Source organism: Modestobacter sp. SYSU DS0290 (assembly GCF_054050955.1).
This window is the reverse complement of sequence record NZ_JBJHAI010000002.1, coordinates 146,843-165,002: the sequence shown is the minus strand read 5'-3', so window position 1 is coordinate 165,002 and position 18,160 is coordinate 146,843. Positions and strand designations below refer to the sequence as shown.

Below are 18,160 nucleotides of genomic sequence, written 5' to 3'. Positions count from 1 at the left end.
CGGCCGGTGCCGACGGTCGGGCTCAGGGGCGGCGGAGCAGCGCCGCGGCCGGCAGGTGCAGCCCGGTCCCGGTCCAGCGGGCGCCGGTCAGGTCCCGGACGACGGCGGGCGCGGCGGTCTGCAGCGCCGGCTCGCCGATGCCCAGCACGGTGCAGCCGGCCGCCAGGCCGGCGGCCACCCCACTGGGGCTGTCCTCCAGCACGATCAGGTCGGCGGGGTCGATCCCCAGCCGCACGGCCCCGGTGCGGTAGGGCTCGGGGTCCGGCTTGCCCGCGGCGACGTCCTCCGCGGTGACCAGCACCTCGGGCGGGTCGATCCCGGCACCGCGCAGGCGGGCGGTGGCCAGCTCGCGGACGCCGGAGGTGACGACCGCCCACGGGACGCCGGTCAGCTGCGCCACCAGGTCCAGCACACCGGGCACGGCCGCGGTCGACTCGGCGCCCTCCAGCTCGAACCGGGTGATCGTGGCGACCGACCCGGCCACCACGTCGGCCGGCACGAACAGCGCGACGGTGTCCGCAGCGCGGCGGCCGGGGACGGCGGCCATCACCTCGTCGGGGTCGAGGTCGAGCTCCTGCGCCCAGCGGCGCCAGGAGGTGACGACACTGGTCTCGGAATCGACGAGCACGCCGTCGTTGTCGAACAGCAGCCCGCGCGCAGGCAGTACGACGGGGCCGCCGTCCGGTGACGTGTCGGAGAGGCCCCCTGCACGGGAGCCCTCGTTCAGGCCCACAGCTGCCCCTCCAGCGCGGCAGTGGCCTCCTCCAGGGTGCCGGCGTAGGCCCCGGTGGAGAGGTACTTCCAGCCGCCGTCGCAGACGACGAACACGATGTCGGCCTTGCGGCCGGCCGCGACCTCCTTGTCGGCGACGCCGAGCGCGGCGTGCAGGATCGCGCCGGTGGAGATCCCGGCGAAGATCCCCTCCTTCTCCACCAGCTGACGGGTGCGGTGCACCGCGTCGTCCGGGCCCACGGAGAACCGGCCGTCGAGCAGCTCGGGGTCGTAGAGCTCGGGGATGAAGCCCTCGTCGATGTTGCGCAGCCCGTAGACGAGCTCGCCGTAGCGCGGCTCGGCGGCGATCACCTGGACGCCGGGCTTGTTCTCCCGCAGGAAGCGCGAGACGCCCATCAGCGTGCCGGTGGTGCCCAGGCCCGCGACGAAGTGGGTGATCGAGGGCAGGTCGGCGAGGATCTCCGGGCCGGTGCCGGTGTAGTGCGCCTCGGCGTTGGCCGGGTTGCCGTACTGGTACAGCATCACCCAGTCCTCGTGCTCCGCGGCCAGGCCCTTGGCGACGGCGACGGCCTGGTTGCTGCCGCCGGCGGCCGGGGAGCTGATGATCTGCGCGCCGTACATCTCCAGCAGCTGGCGCCGCTCGACGGAGGTGTTCTCCGGCATCACGCAGATCAGCTTGTAACCGCGCTGCCGGGCCACCATCGCCAGGGAGATGCCGGTGTTGCCGCTGGTCGGCTCCAGGATGGTCGCCCCCGGCCGGAGCTTCCCCTCCTTCTCCGCCGCCTCGATCATCGAGATGGCGGCCCGGTCCTTGATCGACCCGGTGGGGTTGTGGTCCTCGAGCTTGGCCCACAGCCGGACGTCCGGGGTGGGCGACAGCCGCGGCAGCCCGACCAGCGGGGTGTTGCCGAGGCTCTCGACGAGGGAGGAGAAGCGGGCCATGGGAGCTCTTCCGGGAGACGGGGTGGGAGTGCTGGGCTCAGCTCACGTGCGCAGAGCGCACGGCAGGCCGCTCAGCAGCCGCCGGCGACCGCCGGGAGGATCGTCACCGAGTCGCCGTCCTTGACGGCGGTGTCCAGCGCACCCGTGAAGCGCACGTCCTCGTCGTTGACGTAGACGTTGACGAAGCGGTGCAGCTTGCCCTCCTCGGTCACCAGGCGGCCCTTGAGGCCCGGGTGCTGCGAGTCGAGGTCGTCGACGAGCGCACCGAGGGTGTCGCCGGACCCCTCGACGGTCTTGTTGCCGCCGGTGTGGGTGCGCAGGATGGTCGGGATCCGGACCTCGATCGCCATTGCTCTCAGACTCCTCGTGGATGGGTGCTCGTGCGGTGGGGGTGTTCGGACGTGGGTGCACCAGCGCCGCGCGGGCGCCGGGGTGCGGCTGCTCGGGGCAACGACGCACTGCGGCCCGGGATTCCGGCCGCGGCCCCGGACGGGGGTGAGCTGGGGCTCAGTCGTAGAGGACGGTCGTCGGCGAGTGGCCGAACAGGCAGGACTCGACCATCAGGAGTCGACGACCTCGACGTCCTCTTCACTGACCGCGCCGTCGACGATCCGGAAGCTGCGGAACTCGACGTCGTCGCCGGCCAGCCCGGTCTGCGCGCCGTGCTCGCGGGTGGAGACCAGCACGTAGTGCGCCTCCGGCTCGGAGGCGTAGCTGATGTCCGTGCGCGAGGGGCGGGCCTCGGTGGCGGTGTGCGAGTGGTAGATGACGACGGGGACCTCGTCGCGGTCGTCCATCTCCCGGTACAGCTTCAGCAGGTCGCCGCTGTCGAACTCGTAGAACGTCGGCGAGCGCGCCGCGTTGAGCATGGGGATGTGCCGCTCGGGGCGGTCGGAGCCCTCGGGCCCGGCCACGACGCCACAGGCCTCGTCCGGGTGGTCTGCCCGGGCGTGGGCCACGATGGCGTCGTAGGTCGCGCGGTCGATGCGCAGCACGCGGCCATCCTAGGCCGACGGTTCCCGCGCGGGTCCCGGCCCCCGCTCCCGGGTGACCCGCAGGGGAACGGACTGGGCCGCGCGGGTGGCCGACCGCTAACGTCCACCCTCGTGGTGATCGAGGTGCTGATGGCGGCCGGCGTGGTCCTGGTGCCCCTGCCTGCGCTGGTCCTCGGCAGCATGCGGCTGCTGCACCGCAGCGGCCGGGCGACCGACGAGCGCAGCGACCGGATCGAGCTGGTCCTGCTGGTCCTCGGCCGGCTGATCGGTCTGGTCCTGCTGGCCGCGCTCTCCGCGGTCACCCTGGTGGCCTGCATCGGGGCGATCGCCCGCGACGTGCAGGTGCACAGCCTGGTCTACGTCTTCTTCGTCGCCGACCTGCTGGTGGCCATCCTGGTGCTGCTCACCGTCGGCCGCCTCGTCCGGCCGCCAGCGCGTCGACGAGGGAACCCTGCACGGCGGTGAGCCAGTAGTAGACGGCGAGCTGCTGCTCCTCCTCGCCGCCGGCGTCCTCGGGCGGCTCGGTGTCGGCGGTGACCCCCAGTCGGGTGCCCAGCGCGAGCCGCAGGTCGTTGCTGGTGCGCAGCCAGGCGCGGGCCTGCTCGGCGTCCAACCGGACCTCCCCGCCGTCGGGTGGCAGGGTGGCGCGGACGGTGGCCAGGTCGTCGGCCTTGCCGGTGCGCAGCGCGGTCTCGGTGAGGTCCCGGTAGTCCGCGGCGATCTCCGGGTCGTCGACGTTGCCCGGCGGGAGCAGGCGCTCGACCACCGGGTCACCGCCGGTGTCGGTGCGGTCGGCGGACAGCAGCTGCTCCAGCTGGTCCAGCAGCAGCGCGAGGACGCCGGCTTCGGCATCGACGAGCCGGGCCACCACCTCGTCCCCCTTGCGACGGAACGGCCTCATGCCCCGCCTCGCTCAGGCATCGCGCTGGTACGTGGCCCACAGCCCGTAGGCGTGCAGCCGGTTGGTGTCGTGCTCCATCCGCTCCCGCGGGCCGGAGCTGACGATCGCCTTGCCCTCGTGGTGCACCTGCAGCATCAGCTCCGTCGCCGTCGCCTCGTCGTAGCCGAAGAGCTCCTGGAGCACGAAGGTCACGTAGGTCATCAGGTTGACCGGGTCGTCCCAGACGATCGTCACCCAGGGGCGGTCGAGCTCGGACTCCTCCCGCGACGTCGTCTCGGGCGTCCGCACGGGCGCGAGGGGTCCGGCCACGTGATCACTCTAGGACGCCCACCCCGGGCGGCCCACTCGACCGGGACCTATCGTGCCTGTCCATGCCGCCGACGCCGCAGCTGAGCCCTGCGCTGCTCACCGACCGCTACGAGCTCACGATGCTGGCCGCCGCCCTGGCCGACGGCACCGCCGACCGGGACTGCGTGTTCGAGGTGTTCGCCCGCCGGCTGCCGCACGGCCGGCGGTACGGCGTCGTGGCGGGCACCGGCCGGCTGCTGGAGCAGCTGGCGGACTTCCGCTTCGGCGAGGCCGACCTCGCCGCGGTGCGCGCCCAGGGGATCGACGACGCCCGGCTGCTGGCCTGGCTGGCCGACTTCCGGTTCACCGGGGACGTCGACGGCTACGCCGAGGGCGAGCTGTACTTCCCCGGTTCCCCGGTGCTCACCGTCCGGGCGCCGTTCGGCGAGGCGGTGCTGCTGGAGACCCTGGCCCTGTCGATCCTCAACCACGACAGCGCGATCGCCTCCGCCGGTGCCCGGATGGTGGGCGCCGCCTGCGGCCGGCCGTGCATCGAGATGGGCTCCCGGCGCACCCACGAGGAGGCCGCGGTCGCCGCGGCGCGGGCGGCCGCGCTGGTGGGCTTCTCGGCCACCTCGAACCTCGCCGCCGGAGCCCGCTACGGCGTCCCGACCACCGGCACCAGCGCGCACGCGTTCACCCTGCTGCACGACGACGAGGCCGCCGCCTTCCGCGCGCAGCTGGACGCGCTCGGCGTCGGCACCACGCTGCTGGTCGACACCTACGACGTCGAGCAGGGCATCCGCACCGCGATCGACGTCGCCGGCCCCGGCCTGGGCGCCGTCCGGCTGGACTCCGGCGACCTCACCGTGCAGGCCACCCGGGCCCGCGAGCTGCTGGACTCACTGGGTGCGACCTCGACGAAGGTGATCGTCACCAGCGACCTGGACGAGTACGCGATCGCCGCCCTCGCGGCCGCTCCGGTCGACGGGTACGGGGTGGGCACCTCGCTGGTGACCGGCTCGGGCTCCCCCACCGTCGGGATGGTCTACAAGCTCGTCGAGCGGGACGGCGTCCCGGTGGCCAAGAACTCCGAGGGCAAGCGGTCGGTGGGTGGCCGCAAGCGCGCCGTCCGCCGGCACGACGCGGACGGGACGGCAACCGCCGAGGTGGTCACCTCCGGTCCGGTCGAGCCGCGGGACGGCGACCGTGACCTGCTCGTGCCGCTGGTGCGCGGCGGGCAGGTGGTCGACCCCCGCTCGCCTGCGGACACGCTGGCCGCGGCCCGCGACCGGCACCGGGAGCTGCGCGAGACGTTGCCGGCCGAGGCCTTCTCGCTGATGCGCGGTGAGCCGGTCATCGACACCGTCACCGAGTGAAGAAGGACCCCGTCGCCCCCCTGGCCTCACTCCGCTCGGCCCGGGTCCCTGCGACGCGGCCGTTCCATCAACTCACCGGGCAGGATGGGGGGATGACTCGAGCCCTGGTCGTCGTGGACGTGCAGAACGACTTCTGCGAGGGCGGCAGCCTCGCGGTCGCCGGCGGTGAGGCGGTGGCCCGGGCGGTGAGCGCGCACATGGCGGAGGCCGGCTACGCGCACGTCGTGGCCACCCGGGACCACCACGTGGACCCGGGCGCCCACTTCGCCGAGCAGCCGGACTTCCTGGAGACCTGGCCGCGGCACTGCGTCGTCGGCACCCCCGGCGTGGAGCTGCACCCCCGGCTGGACCGCCGGCCGATCGAGGCGGTCTTCGACAAGGGCGAGTACGCCGCTGCCTACTCCGGCTTCGAGGGGACCAGCGACGGCGTGGGCCTGGCCGACTGGCTGCGCGCCCACGACGTCGACGAGGTGGACGTCGTCGGCATCGCCACCGACCACTGCGTGCGGGCCACCGCCCTGGACGCCGTCGCCGCCGGGTTCAGCACCCGGGTGCTCCTGGACCTGACCGCCGGCGTCTCACCCGCCAGCACCGAGGCCGCTCTGGAGCAGCTGCGCACCGCCGGCGTCCAGCTCGAGGGCGAGGTCCACCGCGCCGGCTGAGCCCGGCGCCCGGGCGCCCGGGCGTCACACCGCGTCGAGGACCTCGTCGCGGGTGAAGCCGAGCACCTGCAGCACGGAGTCGAGGTAGGGCTGGTTGAGCGCCGCGTGGGCCTGCTCGCGGACGAACGGCTTGGCGTTGAACGCGATGCCCAGGCCGGCGGCGTTGAGCATGTCCAGGTCGTTCGCGCCGTCGCCGACGGCGACGGTCTGCTCCAGCGGGATGCCGTGCTCGGCGGCGAACCGGGCGAGGGCCCGCGCCTTCCCGGCCCGGTCGACGACCTCGCCGACCAGCCCGCCGGTGAGCCGGCCGTCGGTGACCTCGAGGGTGTTGGCCGCAGCGAAGTCCAGTCCGAGGGACTCGGCCAGCGGGTCGGTGATCTGGGTGAAGCCACCGCTGACGATGCCGCAGCGGAAGCCGAGCCGCTGGAGGGTGCGGATCAGCGTGCGCGCCCCCGGGGTGAGCACCAGGTGCTCCCGGACCTCGTCGAGCACCCCGGCCGGCAGCCCGGCCAGCACGGCCACCCGGGCGCGCAGGGACTGCTCGAAGTCCAGCTCGCCGTTCATCGCCGCGGCGGTGATCCGGGCGACCTCGGCGGCCCGGCCGGCCCGGGCGGCGAGCTCGTCGATCACCTCGCCGCGGACCAGGGTCGAGTCGACGTCGAGCACGATGAGCCGCTTGCTGCGCCGCGCCAGCCCGATCCGCTCGACGGCGACGTCGGTGCCGGTCTCGGCGGCGACGGTGGCCAGCGCCGTGCGCAGCTCGGTGGGCTCGCCGCCGGAGACGGTGAGCTCGAAGCTGGTCACGGGGTAGTCCGAGAGCCGGCGGATGGCCTCGATGTTGCCCCCGACGCCGGCGATGGCCTGGGCGGCGCCGGCGACGGCGGCGGGCGGCACCGGGCGGCCGAGCACGGTGACGTGGTGGCGGGCGGTCCGCGAGGCGCCGCCGGCGCCACCGGAGGGCTCGACGGTGATCTGCACGCCGGTCTGCCGCGCCACCTGGTCGGCCAGCGGGCGGATCAGCCCGGCGAGGTCGTCGGGGTCGGTCACCTCCCCGACCGGGCCCACGAACACGCCCAGGACGAGCTGCCCGTGCACGACCACCTGCTCGACGTCGACGACCTCGACCGGGGTGCCGACCTCGGCCAGCGCGGCGAAGAGCGCCGCGGTGACGCCGGGGCGGTCTGCGCCGGTGACGGTCAGCAGGGCCCCGGGTCGGCTGTCCGGGGACGCCCCGGGCGGCGTGGGGGTGGTGGCGCGGTCGGTCACCGGGACATCGTGCCGGATCGCCCCGGCCGGGTCGCGCGGTGCCCTGGCACGCCGACGCCCCGCCAGCCGGTCGGCTGGCGGGGCGTCCGTGGCGTCACCCTGGGTCCGGCCCGGGTCAGCGCGTGAGGAGCTCGAGCTCCTCGGTCACGTCGGGTCCTTGTCGGCCGGACCCTGCCGGCTGCCACCGGTGAGCCCGGCCTCGCTGGCGTAGGGCTGGTGGCCCTTGCCGGCGTGCGCCTCCATCTGCAGCCGCTCCGCCAGGTGCGGGTAGTGCAGCTCGAACGCGGGACGCTCGGAGCGGATCCGCGGGATCTCCACGAAGTTGTGGCGCGGCGGCGGGGACGAGGTGGCCCACTCCAGCGAGTTGCCGTGGCCCCAGGGGTCGTCGCGCAGCGCCAGCCGGCCGTGCTTCCACGACTTGACGACGTTGTAGACGAACGGGATCACCGAGGCGCCGAGGATGAACGACCCGATCGTGGAGACCGTGTGCATCCAGGTGAAGTCACCGCCGGCGTCGGTGCCCAGGTAGTCGGCGTACCGGCGCGGCATGCCCGCGTTGCCCAGCCAGTGCTGGATGAGGAACGTGGCGTGGAAGCCGATGAAGGTCAGCCAGAAGTGCAGCTTGCCGACCCGCTCGTCCATCATCCGGCCGCACATCTTGGGGAACCAGAAGTAGAGCCCCGCGTAGGCGGCGAACACCACGGTGCCGAAGACGACGTAGTGGAAGTGGGCGACGACGAAGTAGCTGTCGTTGACGTGCCAGTCCAGCGGCGGGCTGGCCAGCAGCACCCCGGTCAGACCACCGAGCAGGAAGGTGATCAGGAAGCCCATCGAGAACAGCATCGGCGTCTCGAAGGTGATCTGCCCCCGCCACATGGTGCCGATCCAGTTGAAGAACTTGATGCCGGTGGGGATGGCGATCAGGTACGTCAGGAAGGCGAAGAAGGGCAGCAGCACGGCGCCGGTGGCGAACATGTGGTGCGCCCACACCGCCAGCGACAGGGCGGTGATGCCGATCAGCGCGAAGATCATGCCCTTGTAGCCGAACAGCGGCTTCCGGCTGAAGACCGGGATGACCTCGCTGATGATCGAGAAGAACGGCAGCGCGATGATGTAGACCTCGGGGTGACCGAAGAACCAGAACAGGTGCTGCCACAGCATCGGCCCGCCGTTCTCCGGCGTGTAGATCTGCGCCCCCAGGTGCCGGTCCGCCAGCAGCGCCATCAGCGCCGCGGTCAGGATCGGGAAGGCCAGCAGGATCAGGATGCTGGTGGTCAGCGCACCCCAGGTGAAGATCGACATCCGGAACATCGTCAGCCCCGGGGCGCGCAGGCAGACGATCGTCGCGATGAAGTTGACGCCACCGAGGATGGTGCCCAGACCGCTGACCGCGAGGCCGGCGATCCACAGGTCGCCACCGGCACCCGGGCTGTGCGCACCGGTCGACAGCGGGGTGTAGGCGTACCAGCCGAAGTCGGCGGCGCCACCGGGGGTCAGGAAGCCCGAGACCGCGATCATCGACCCGAAGAGGAACAGCCAGTACGAGAAGGCGTTCAACCGCGGGAAGGCCACGTCGGGAGCGCCGAGCTGCAGCGGCATGATCAGGTTCGCGAAGGCGAAGAACATCGGCGTCGCGAAGAACAGCAGCATGATCGTGCCGTGCATCGTGACCAGCTGGTTGTACTGCTCGGGCGAGAGGAACTGCAGCTCGGGCCGGGCCAGCTCGCCACGCATCAGCAGCGCCATGAAGCCACCGACGAAGAACCAGATGAACGCCGTGACGGTGTACATCAGGCCGATGGTCTTGTGGTCGGTGGTGCGCAGCAGACCCAGGAGCCGCGACCCCTTCTCGGCCTCGTGGGCCGGACTGGGCCGGCTCACGATCGGGGCGGGTGCGATCGTCACGCCCGGAGCTTAGACGGTCCGGTCTCGGCCGACGCGACCGGAGAGGCACTCGGTGCGGCGCGCCGCGGCGGCCCCCTCCCGACGGGTCCGGCGGCGCCGATCACCTCCGGCGCCGGCCCCACCGGACGTCGTCGGATCCGTCCTGGTCAGGACCGCGGCGGACCGGTGCGAGGCGTTCGCCCGATCAGGTGACGCGGACGGGAGCGACCGGTCGCACCGGTTTGGCACCCAGACCCGGCGGGCACTGATGATCTTGCGCCGGACGTCCCGGCGCCGGCGGTCGCGCCGTGTCACCGGAGGTCACCACCGTGCTCTGGAACATCATCGTCCTGATCGTGATCGGCGCCATCGCCGGCTTCATCGCCCGCGCGGTCATCCCCGGCAAGCAGTCCATGGGGATCCTCGCCACCATCGTGCTGGGCATCATCGGGTCGCTCGTCGGGAACCTGCTCGGCAGCCTGATCTTCCACGGCGAGTTCGAGATCGGCCCGTCGGGCATCATCGGCTCGATCATCGGCGCCATCGTGGTGCTCGGCATCTACGTCGCCGCCACCAGCAAGAACCGCCGCGTCACCCGCTGACGCCCGCCCGCGACGACGCGGGCAGCACCGCCGCACGACGAGGGCCCGGCCACCGCGGCCGGGCCCTCGTCGTGCGATGCGGGCCCCGTCCTGCTCAGCCCTCGCCCGCTCGGGCGGAGCCTCCGGACGGGGCCGGACCGACCGCCCAGGTGGTGACGTCGACGGCCACCGGGACCCGCACCGGCTCCGCCAGCGCGGCCACCCGCCCGGCCAGCTCCCCGGGTGCCAGGTGCCGCGCGTGCGGCCCCATCCCCACCAGCGTGCGCACCGCCGCGTGGTCGAGCAGCAGCTCCTCCCGGTGCCGCGATGCCCCGACCGGCTGCAGGTGCGGCTCGAGCGCGGCGGCCAGCCGGTCGGCCTTCGCCGGGTCGACGGTGAGCAGCCCGAGCGGCCCGACCAGCGAGGCCAGGTGCTCGGCGGCCGGGGTGACCACGACCAGCCGGCCGCCGGGCCGCAGCACCCGCGCCGTCTCGGCCCCGTTGCGCGGGGCGAAGACCACCAGCACCCGGTCCACGGCCGCGTCGCGCACCGGCCACCGCGACCAGCTGTCGGCCACGACCGCCATCGCCCGTGGGTGCGCGCGGGCCGCCCGGCGGGCGGCGTAGCGGGAGGCGTCCAGCACCACGCCGACGGCGTCCGGGGCGCGCTCCAGCACGCCGGCGAGGTGCGCACCGGTGCCACCACCGGCGTCCAGCACGGTGCGCACGGGCGGCCCGGCCAGGGCCGTGTCCCCGAGCGCCGCGGTGATCCCGGCGTAGTGGCCGGCGGCGAGGAACGCGGCCCGGTCGGCCACCATCTCGGCCGAGTCGCCGGCGAAGGGCGTCCCACCGGGGGGCAGCAGGGTGACGTGCCCCTGCCGGGCCCGGTCGAACGCGTGCCCGTTCGGGCAGCCGAGCCCGGCCGGCCGCTCGTGCAGTGCCGCGCCGCAGACCGGGCAGGCCAGCAGCGCCACCGCCGCGGGCGGCAGCGGCGGCGGGGTCATGCCGAGGTCCGCGGCGGGAGCCGGTGCAGCACCACGTCGGTCAGCCGGCCGCCGTCGGCGACCCCGGTCAGGTAGGTGGCGTGCGGCTGCCGGCGGCGGTCGGTGGGCGAGCCGGGGTTCAGCAGCCGCAGCCCGGTGTCGGCGGTGGTGTCCCAGGGGATGTGGCTGTGCCCGAAGACGAGCACGTCGGCGTCCGGGAAGCGCTTGGCGCAGCGCTGCTCGCGGTCCCTGGCCGGGCCGGTCTCGTGGACGACGGCGAACTGGACGCCGTCGAGCTCGATCCACGCCTCCTCCGGCAGCCGCTCGCGCAGCACGCCGTGGTCGTTGTTGCCGACCACCCCGACCAGCAGCCGCGAGCGCTGCTCCAGCTCGTCGAGCAGGGCGACGTCCACCCAGTCGCCGGCGTGGAACACCACGTCGGCCGCCTCGATCGCCGTCCACAGGGAATGAGGCAGGTCACGCGCGCGCTTCGGGACGTGCGTGTCGGAGATGAACACCACGGAAACCGCCACGACTGCATCGTCGCAGCCCGCTACCTTCCCTCCGGCCGACGCATCGGCCGACCGGTACGAACGATTGAGGACGACGACGTGAGCGACACCTCCCCCACCTCCGCGGACGTGGGGATCACCCCGAACTCCGAGCCCTACCCGAAGCGGTGGCTGGCTCTCGCGGTCATCGCGGTGACCGTCCTGATGGTCATCCTCGACGCGACCATCGTGAACATCGCGCTGCCCGCGGTCTCCACCGACCTGGACATCAGCCCGGCGTCCCAGCAGTGGATCGTCACCGCCTACACCCTGACCTTCGGCGGCTTCCTGCTGCTGGGCGGCCGGATCGCCGACTTCTGGGGCCGCAAGCGCACCTACCTGGTCGGCGCAGCCGGCTTCGCGGTCGCCTCCGCCCTGGGCGGCTTCGCGCCCAACGAGGAGCTGCTGTTCGCCGCCCGCGCCCTGCAGGGTGCCTTCGGCGCCCTGCTCGCGCCTGCGTCCCTGGCGCTGATCACGGTGCTCTTCACCGACGCCAAGGAGCGCGCCAAGGCCTTCGCCGTCTACGGCGCGATCGCCGGTGGCGGCTCGGCCGTCGGGCTGCTGCTCGGCGGGGTGCTCACCGAGTACGCCGACTGGCGCTGGTGCTTCTGGGTGAACGTGCCGGTGGCGATCATCGCCATCGTCGCGGCGATCCCGGTGGTCCCGGAGAGCAAGGCCCCCGGTGAGACCAGCTACGACATCCCCGGCGCCGTGCTGATCACCCTGGGCCTGGCGTCGTTCGTGTACGGCTTCACCCGGGTGGCCGAGGCCGCCCAGGCCAACGCCGACACCGGCAGCACCGAGAGCGGCTGGACCAACGGGCCGGCGCTGACCTTCATCGCCGTCGGCGTGGTGCTCGTCGCCGCGTTCGTCGTCCTGGAGCTGCGGGTGCGCAACCCGCTGCTGCCCATGCGACTGGTGCTGGACCGCAACCGGGGCGGCGCCTACCTCACCTCGACCCTGGTCGGCGCGGGGCTCATCGGCGCGTTCTTCTTCCTGAGCCTGTACTTCCAGCAGGTGCTGGACTACACGCCGGTCGCCGCGGGCTTCGCCTCGCTGCCGACGACGCTGGGCGTGCTGATCTCCGCGGGCGCGGCCAGCGGTCTGGTGCCGCGGGTCGGCCCGAAGCCGCTGATGGTCGTCGGTGGGCTGCTCGCCGCCGCCGGGCTGTTCACCATGTCCTTCCTGGACGTGGACACCTCGTTCTGGGCGCTGGCCTTCCCCGGCCAGCTGCTGCTGGGCCTGGGCCTGGGCTTCACCTTCGTGCCGCTGTCCAACCTGGCGCTGATCGGCGCCGGGGAGCACGACGCCGGTGCCGCCAGCGCGCTGCTGAACGCCACGCAGCAGGTGGGCGCCTCGATCGGCACAGCGCTGCTGGCGACGCTGTCGGTAGGTGCGATCACCGCGGCGGTCACCGACGCGGTCACCGCCGGCCAGGACCCGACCGACCCGGCCGTCGGACTGGCCGCGCAGGTGGAGGGCTACACCACGGCCTTCACCTGGGCCTCGGTGCTGCTGGTCATCGGTGCGCTGGTCTCCGCGGTGCTGATCAAGGCCACCAAGGAGGACCTGCCCACCGGACCGGAGGCGATCGTCCACGCCGGCTGAGCCCCGGCGCGCCTCGACGGCGCCCGTCTCCCCTCGGGGAGGCGGGCGCCGCTGTCGTCCCTCGACCAGTTGTGCCGGCCGGTCGGCCGGGTCGAGCATCGCCGCACGACGGTCCGGCCTGCCGCGTGTCGGGTCTGCGGGTGGACCGAGCGCGTCTGCCCGCGGGACGCGGCGCTCCCCCTGCTGCGGCGCAGCGCCCCGGACTGGCAGTCCTTCGCGGACCGGGCTGCGAACCTCGCCGCACGGCTCGCCGCGCCGGGGACGAACGCTGGACGCCCTCGCCGACCGGGCGCCGCCTCAGTCGTGGACGGGCGCCTCGTGGTCGGAGTGCCCGGCCGCCTCCAGCTGGAAGGTGCAGTGCTCGAGGTCGAAGTGGTCACCCAGGCACGCGCACAGGGCGTCGAGCACCCGGCCGCCGTGGCCCTCGGCGAGCACCTCGTCGGTGACGACGACGTGGGCGGACAGCACCGGGAGGCCGGAGGTGATCGTCCACGCGTGCAGGTCGTGCACCTCGAGCACGCCCGGCACCCCGAGCACGTGGGTGCGCACGTCGGCGAGGTCGACCCCCCGCGGCGCGGCCTCCAGCAGCACGTCCAGCGCCTCCCGCAGCAGCGACCAGGCCCGGGGCAGGACGAGCGCCCCGACGGCGAGGGAGGCGACGACGTCGGCGCCGGTCCAGCCGGTGGTCCAGATGACGACGCCGGCGACGATGACCGCGACCGAGCCGAGCGCGTCACCGAGGACCTCGAGGTAGGCGCCGCGGGTGTTCAGCGACTCCCCCTGACCGCGGCGCAGCAGGGCGAGCGAGCCCAGGTTCACCAGCAGGCCGAGGACGGCGACGCCGAGCATCCAGCCCGAGTGGATCTCCGGCGGGTTCCCGATCCGGCGCACCGCCTCCACGACCACGTAGCCACCGACGAGCAGCAGCAGCAGGCCGTTGGCGACGGCGGCGAGCACCTCGATCCGCTGGAGGCCGAAGGTGCGCCGGCCGCGGGCCGGCCGCTGGGCGAGGGTGACCGCGGCGAGCGCCATCCCGATGCCGAGGGCGTCGGTGGCCATGTGGGCGGCGTCGGCCAGCAGGGCCAGCGACCCGGACAGCAGGGCGCCGACGACCTCGACGACGAAGACGCTGCCGGTGAGGGCCAGCACGAGCGCCAGCCGGCCGCGGTGGGCAGCCGACACCGTCCCTGCGGCGTGCCCGTGGGCGTGCCCGTGGCTGTGCCCGTGACCCATCAACGCCCTCCCGGCCGGTCGAACTGCTGACATGCACGATCCCGCATGTCAGGCGTTCACGCCAGCACCGGCCCCCCGTCGAGAGGCGGGGGCAGCTCCTCAGACCTCGACGCCGCGGTCCCGCAGCCAGGGCAGCGGGTCGATCCGCTCGCCGTCCAGACCCCCGCGGTGCACCTCGAAGTGCAGGTGCGGCCCGGTCGACTGGCCGGTGTTGCCGAGCAGGGCGATGGTGTCGCCGGCCCGGACCGTCTGCCCCTCGGAGACCAGGATCTCCTGCATGTGGCCGTAGACGGTGACGTCACCGTCGGCGTGCTGGACGTAGACGGCCAGCCCGAAGCCGCTGGCCGCACCGGCGCGGATCACCACGCCGTCCATGACCGCGTACTCGGGGGTGCCCAGCGGCGCAGCGAAGTCGATCCCGGCGTGCAGCGTGCCCCACCGGTAGCCGAAGCCACTGGTCAGCCGCGCACCCTGGACGGGCAGCACGGCCTTCGGGCGGGCCGCCTCGGCAGCGGCTGCGGCCGCGGCCTCGGCCGCCTCGGTGGCGGCCCGGTCGGCGTCGGCCTGCGCCTGGGCGGCGGCCACCTGGGCGTCCTCGCGCTCGGCACGGGTGGCCACCAGGTCGCGCAGCCGGGAGGTGGCGGCGTCCCCGGTGATCGTCGGGCGGTCGGACTCCGTCAGCCCCAGCTCCTCCGCGACGCTCACCGGGCCGTCCGCGGCGGCGTGCGCGGGCTGAGCGGTCGGTTCGCCGGCCGCGGTCAGCGCGAGACCGGCGGCGCCGACCAGGGCCGCGGCCAGGTAGAGCGCGGGACGGCGGGCCGGCTCCGGCGGGCGCCCGTGGCGGGCACCCCGGCCGGCGGCGACGGCGGCGACGACCTCGCGCGGGGCCAGCGCCGGCTCACCGTGCTCGGCCGCGTCGGCGAACTGCTCCGCCACGCGGTCGTCGGCGACCTCCGCCGTCACCGGCAGGGGCCAGGTGTCGGACACGGCGGGCACGGTGCGGCGGGCGGGGCCCACCGGGAGCGGCCAGCCGGCGGTCAGCGAGGCCGCGGAGAGCTCCAGCTCGGCCCCCAGGGCGACGAGCTCCAGGGAGGCCACGGAAGGAGCTGCGGCGGCGGTGCGGACCAGCCGGAGGACGGGCGCCTCCGGGAGCACCTCGGGGCTCGCGGTCGACGGGCCGGCGGTGGAGCTGCCGGCGGTGCCGATGCGACTGCGGCGCATCGTCCCGTCGTCGTCGAGCCGGGCGAGATGTTGCGGGTCCAAAGCACCAGTCTTCCGTCGGGGTCAGGGCGACGCCCCGCCCGACGGAGGAACCGACTGGCGAGGCGCGGCGCCCATGAAAACACGTCGTGACCGGTTCGTGATGTGCTCGGCGGGGTAGGCACAGGCGGTCAAGTGGCCAGGGTCACAACAATGCTTGCCAAATATGCACCCTGAGTCACGTCAGGACTGCTTGCGGGTCATGCGTCGAACGCGCCGTGAGGGGTAGGTGCGAGGGACATCACGCCCCTCGATCAGGTCGCCGGCACGTCCGCGACCGGTCCGGGGCCTCCCGAGCCCGAGGAGTTCACGCATGCGCGCAGTGACCTGGCACGGCCGGGACGACGTCCGGGTGGACACCGTCCCCGACCCGACCATCACCGAGCCGACCGACGTCATCGTGGAGATCACCTCCAGTGGCATCTGCGGATCGGACCTGCACCTGATCGAGGTGATGGCCCCGTTCATGACCGTCGGCGACGTGCTCGGCCACGAGCCGATGGGCGTCGTCCGCGAGGTCGGCCCCGGCGTCACCGAGCTCAAGGCCGGTGACCGGGTCGTCGTCCCGTTCAACGTCTCCTGCGGCACCTGCTGGATGTGCTCCCAGGGCCTGCAGAGCCAGTGCGAGACCACGCAGAACCGCGAGCAGGGCTTCGGCGCCTCGCTGTTCGGCTACACGAAGCTCTACGGCCAGGTGCCCGGCGGCCAGGCCGAGTACCTCCGGGTCCCCTTCGGCAACACGCTGCCGATCAAGGTGCCCGAGGGCCCGGCCGATGACCGGTTCGTCTACCTCTCCGACGTCCTTCCCACCGCCTGGCAGGCCGTGCAGTACGCCGGTGTCGTGCCCGGCGGGTCGGTGCTGGTGCTGGGCCTCGGCCCGATCGGGGACATGGCGACCCGGATCGCCAAGCACCTCGGCGCCTCCGCCGTCTACGCCGTCGACACCGTGCCGGAGCGGGTGGCCCGCGCCCGGGCGAACGGGATCGACGTGCTCGACTCGACCGACCAGGCCGACGTGGTGGCCTGGGTGCGCGACCAGACCGACGGCCGGGGCCCGGACGCGGTCATCGACGCCGTCGGCATGGAGGCGCACGGCTCGCCGGGCGCCCGGCTGGCGCAGAAGGCCAGCGCCCTCGTGCCGGACGCGATCATGGAGAAGGTCATGCAGGTGGCCGGCGCCGACCGGCTGGCCGCGCTGAACACCGCGATCGAGGCGGTCCGCCGCGGCGGCACCATCTCCATCTCCGGCGTCTACGGCGGCGCCACCGACCCGCTGCCGCTGATGCGCATCTTCGACAAGCAGCTCGAGCTGCGCATGGGCCAGGCCAACGTGTGGCGCTGGGTGCCGGACATCCTGCCGCTGCTCACCGACGCCGACCCGCTGGGCGTCGATGGCTTCGCCACCCACCACGTGCCGCTGGAGCAGGCGCCGCAGGCCTACGAGACCTTCCGCCAGAAGCAGGACGGCGCGGTCAAGGTGCTGCTCACCCCCTGACCCTGCGCGACCACCCCGGGCCGGTGCGCGGCTGCTGCCGTGCACCGGCCCGGAGCGCGCCGGACGACGTGACGAGCCTCATGGGCACGCGGGGGCGGGATCCGGCGGCGGATGCCGTTGGGTCGGGGAGGACGCCGTCGTCCCCTCCCCTTCCCCGGCACCACCTCGAGGAGCCCACCCGTGCCCCGCGCCCTGCTCGCGCTCGCCATCGGCGCCTTCGGCATCGGCACCACCGAGTTCGTGGTGATGGGGATGCTCCCCCAGGTCGCCGAAGGGCTCGACGTCTCGGTCTCCGCCGTCGGGCTGCTCATCTCCGCCTACGCCATCGGCGTGGTGATCGGCGCCCCCACCCTCACGGCGCTCGGCGTGCGTTTCAGCCCGCGGCAGACCCTGCTGGGCCTGATGGTCCTGTTCACCGTGGGGAACGCGCTCTCCGCGCTCGCCCCCGACTACCCGACCCTCGTGGCCGCCCGGGTCTTCACCGCGCTGGCGCACGGGTCGTTCTTCGGGGTCGGCGCGGTGGCCGCGCGGCGGCTGGTGCCCGCCAACCGGGCCTCCCAGGCCATCTCGCTGATGATCGTCGGCCTCACCCTGGCCAACGTCGTCGGTGTCCCGCTGGGGACCCTCCTCGCTCAGCAGCTGAGCTGGCGGCTGGTCTTCGGGGTGGTCGCCGGGCTGGGCCTGGTCACCATCGCCGGGTTGCTCGCCTGGATGCCGCCGGTCTCCGGGGAGCGCGCGGACCTGCGCAGCGAGCTGGTCGCGTTCCGTCGCCCCGCGGTCTGGCTGGTGCTGGGGGTGACCACGATCGGCTGCGCCGCCATGTTCGCCGTCTACAGCTACATCAGCCCGATCCTCACCGAGCTGGCCGGCCTGCCCGAGAGCTGGGTGACCCCCGTGCTCGCCGTCTTCGGGGTGGGCGCCACCGTCGGCACCCTGATCGGCGGCCGGCTCGGCGACCGCTGGGGCATGGCGTTCGTCACCGGGGTGCTCGCCACGGCCGCCGCCCTGCTGGTGGCCTTCGCGTTGCTGGCCCGCTTCCCGGTGGCCGCGATCGTGCTGACCGTGCTGTTCGGCACCGCCACGTTCTCCCTGGGTCCGGTCCTGCAGAACCGGGTGATCGAGGTGGCCCGGGTGCCGGGCGGCAGCCTGGTCTCCGCCGCCAACCAGGCGGCCTTCAACGTGGCCAACGCGCTGGGGGCCGCGTTCGGGGCCGCCGCGCTCTCGGCCGGCCTGGGCTACACGGCACCGATGTGGGTGGGCGTCGGGCTCGCGCTGGCCGGCGCGGTCATGGCCCTCGTCGCGGCGGTCCTGGACCGCGTCCGGCCGAGCTCGGGATCCGCCACCGCGGAGGCGCGACAGCCGGTCCTGGGCGGCTGACGTTCAGCGACGCGGCTCCCGGGT

The 18,160-nt window shown here is 73.8% G+C and carries 19 protein-coding genes; 7 read left to right on the top strand and 12 right to left on the bottom strand.

The genetic code is table 11. The features are described from left to right. Positions 1–22 precede the first annotated feature (22 nt). From ACI795_RS04070 to ACI795_RS04055, 4 genes are all read right to left on the bottom strand, one after another. Positions 23–733, bottom strand: a complete 711-nt coding sequence (locus tag ACI795_RS04070) for an HAD-IA family hydrolase (RefSeq protein ID WP_457073937.1) — start codon at positions 731–733, stop codon at positions 23–25. Continuing rightward, positions 724–1,674, bottom strand: coding sequence for a PLP-dependent cysteine synthase family protein (locus ACI795_RS04065; protein WP_457073936.1), 951 nt, complete (start codon positions 1,672–1,674; stop codon positions 724–726). Before ACI795_RS04065 ends, ACI795_RS04070 begins: the two co-directional genes overlap by 10 nt. Positions 1,675–1,745: 71 nt before the next feature. Next, positions 1,746–2,024 carry a ubiquitin-like small modifier protein 1 gene (locus ACI795_RS04060; protein ID WP_153360789.1) on the bottom strand — a complete coding sequence of 93 codons (279 nt, stop codon included), beginning with the start codon at positions 2,022–2,024 and terminating at the stop codon, positions 1,746–1,748. A 210-nt stretch (positions 2,025–2,234) separates the two neighbouring features. Continuing rightward, positions 2,235–2,669 (bottom strand): Mov34/MPN/PAD-1 family protein, encoded by a 435-nt coding sequence (locus tag ACI795_RS04055; RefSeq protein ID WP_457073935.1) that lies wholly within the window; start codon positions 2,667–2,669, stop codon positions 2,235–2,237. Positions 2,670–2,780: 111 nt separating this feature from the next. Between ACI795_RS04055 and ACI795_RS04050 the strand changes: the two genes are divergently transcribed. Then, entirely contained in the window at positions 2,781–3,134 is a 354-nt protein-coding gene (locus tag ACI795_RS04050) for a hypothetical protein (protein ID WP_457073934.1), read from the top strand. Here ACI795_RS04050 and ACI795_RS04045 read toward each other — a convergent pair. After that, complete coding sequence (locus ACI795_RS04045; protein WP_457073933.1) at positions 3,073–3,570, bottom strand: DUF2017 family protein; 498 nt, start codon at positions 3,568–3,570, stop codon at positions 3,073–3,075. The two genes, ACI795_RS04050 and ACI795_RS04045, sit on opposite strands and share 62 nt — an antisense overlap. A 12-nt stretch (positions 3,571–3,582) precedes the next feature. Beyond that, positions 3,583–3,879, bottom strand: coding sequence for an ATP-dependent Clp protease adapter ClpS (gene clpS / locus ACI795_RS04040; RefSeq protein ID WP_457073932.1), 297 nt, complete (start codon positions 3,877–3,879; stop codon positions 3,583–3,585). 62 nt (positions 3,880–3,941) lie between these two features. Here clpS and ACI795_RS04035 point away from each other — a divergent pair, with 62 nt between their 5' ends. Together ACI795_RS04035 and ACI795_RS04030 are read left to right on the top strand one after the other, a co-directional pair. Then, positions 3,942–5,237: a nicotinate phosphoribosyltransferase gene (locus ACI795_RS04035; protein ID WP_457073931.1), complete on the top strand. Its 1,296-nt coding sequence runs from the start codon at positions 3,942–3,944 to the stop codon at positions 5,235–5,237. 92 nt (positions 5,238–5,329) lie between these two features. Then, entirely contained in the window at positions 5,330–5,899 is a 570-nt protein-coding gene (locus ACI795_RS04030) for a nicotinamidase (RefSeq protein ID WP_457073930.1), read from the top strand. A gap of 24 nt (positions 5,900–5,923) precedes the next feature. Here the strand turns inward: ACI795_RS04030 and serB are convergent, their stop codons facing one another. Both serB and ctaD read right to left on the bottom strand, forming a co-directional pair. After that, a complete protein-coding gene (serB, locus tag ACI795_RS04025) occupies positions 5,924–7,165 on the bottom strand; it encodes a phosphoserine phosphatase SerB (protein WP_457073929.1) in 1,242 nt (413 codons plus the stop codon). 144 nt (positions 7,166–7,309) lie between these two features. Then, positions 7,310–9,070 (bottom strand): aa3-type cytochrome oxidase subunit I, encoded by a 1,761-nt coding sequence (gene ctaD / locus ACI795_RS04020; RefSeq protein WP_457073928.1) that lies wholly within the window; start codon positions 9,068–9,070, stop codon positions 7,310–7,312. Between the two features lie 287 nt (positions 9,071–9,357). Between ctaD and ACI795_RS04015 the strand changes: the two genes are divergently transcribed. Continuing rightward, positions 9,358–9,651, top strand: coding sequence for a GlsB/YeaQ/YmgE family stress response membrane protein (locus tag ACI795_RS04015; RefSeq protein WP_457073927.1), 294 nt, complete (start codon positions 9,358–9,360; stop codon positions 9,649–9,651). Between the two features lie 94 nt (positions 9,652–9,745). Here ACI795_RS04015 and ACI795_RS04010 read toward each other — a convergent pair whose 3' ends face one another. After that, positions 9,746–10,633 carry a putative RNA methyltransferase gene (locus tag ACI795_RS04010; RefSeq protein WP_457073926.1) on the bottom strand — a complete coding sequence of 296 codons (888 nt, stop codon included), beginning with the start codon at positions 10,631–10,633 and terminating at the stop codon, positions 9,746–9,748. Further along, on the bottom strand, positions 10,630–11,145 hold the full coding sequence (locus ACI795_RS04005) for a metallophosphoesterase family protein (RefSeq protein WP_457073925.1): 516 nt from the start codon (positions 11,143–11,145) through the stop codon (positions 10,630–10,632). Before ACI795_RS04005 ends, ACI795_RS04010 begins: the two co-directional genes overlap by 4 nt. Before the next feature lie 78 nt (positions 11,146–11,223). Here ACI795_RS04005 and ACI795_RS04000 point away from each other — a divergent pair, with 78 nt between their 5' ends. Further along, the gene (locus ACI795_RS04000; protein ID WP_457073924.1) at positions 11,224–12,771 is read left to right on the top strand and encodes an MFS transporter; all 1,548 of its coding nucleotides are present in this window, start codon (positions 11,224–11,226) and stop codon (positions 12,769–12,771) included. Positions 12,772–13,068: 297 nt separating this feature from the next. On the opposite strand, the gene ACI795_RS03995 is transcribed toward ACI795_RS04000, so the two are convergent. Then, positions 13,069–13,953: a cation diffusion facilitator family transporter gene (locus tag ACI795_RS03995; protein WP_457073923.1), complete on the bottom strand. Its 885-nt coding sequence runs from the start codon at positions 13,951–13,953 to the stop codon at positions 13,069–13,071. Between the two features lie 150 nt (positions 13,954–14,103). Beyond that, entirely contained in the window at positions 14,104–15,225 is a 1,122-nt protein-coding gene (locus ACI795_RS03990; protein ID WP_457073922.1) for a M23 family metallopeptidase, read from the bottom strand. A 352-nt stretch (positions 15,226–15,577) separates the two neighbouring features. On the opposite strand from ACI795_RS03990, the gene ACI795_RS03985 reads away from it, so the two are divergent. Then, positions 15,578–16,759: a zinc-dependent alcohol dehydrogenase gene (locus ACI795_RS03985; protein WP_457073921.1), complete on the top strand. Its 1,182-nt coding sequence runs from the start codon at positions 15,578–15,580 to the stop codon at positions 16,757–16,759. 180 nt (positions 16,760–16,939) lie between these two features. Beyond that, positions 16,940–18,136 (top strand): MFS transporter, encoded by a 1,197-nt coding sequence (locus ACI795_RS03980; RefSeq protein WP_457073920.1) that lies wholly within the window; start codon positions 16,940–16,942, stop codon positions 18,134–18,136. Positions 18,137–18,160: the final 24 nt, after the last annotated feature.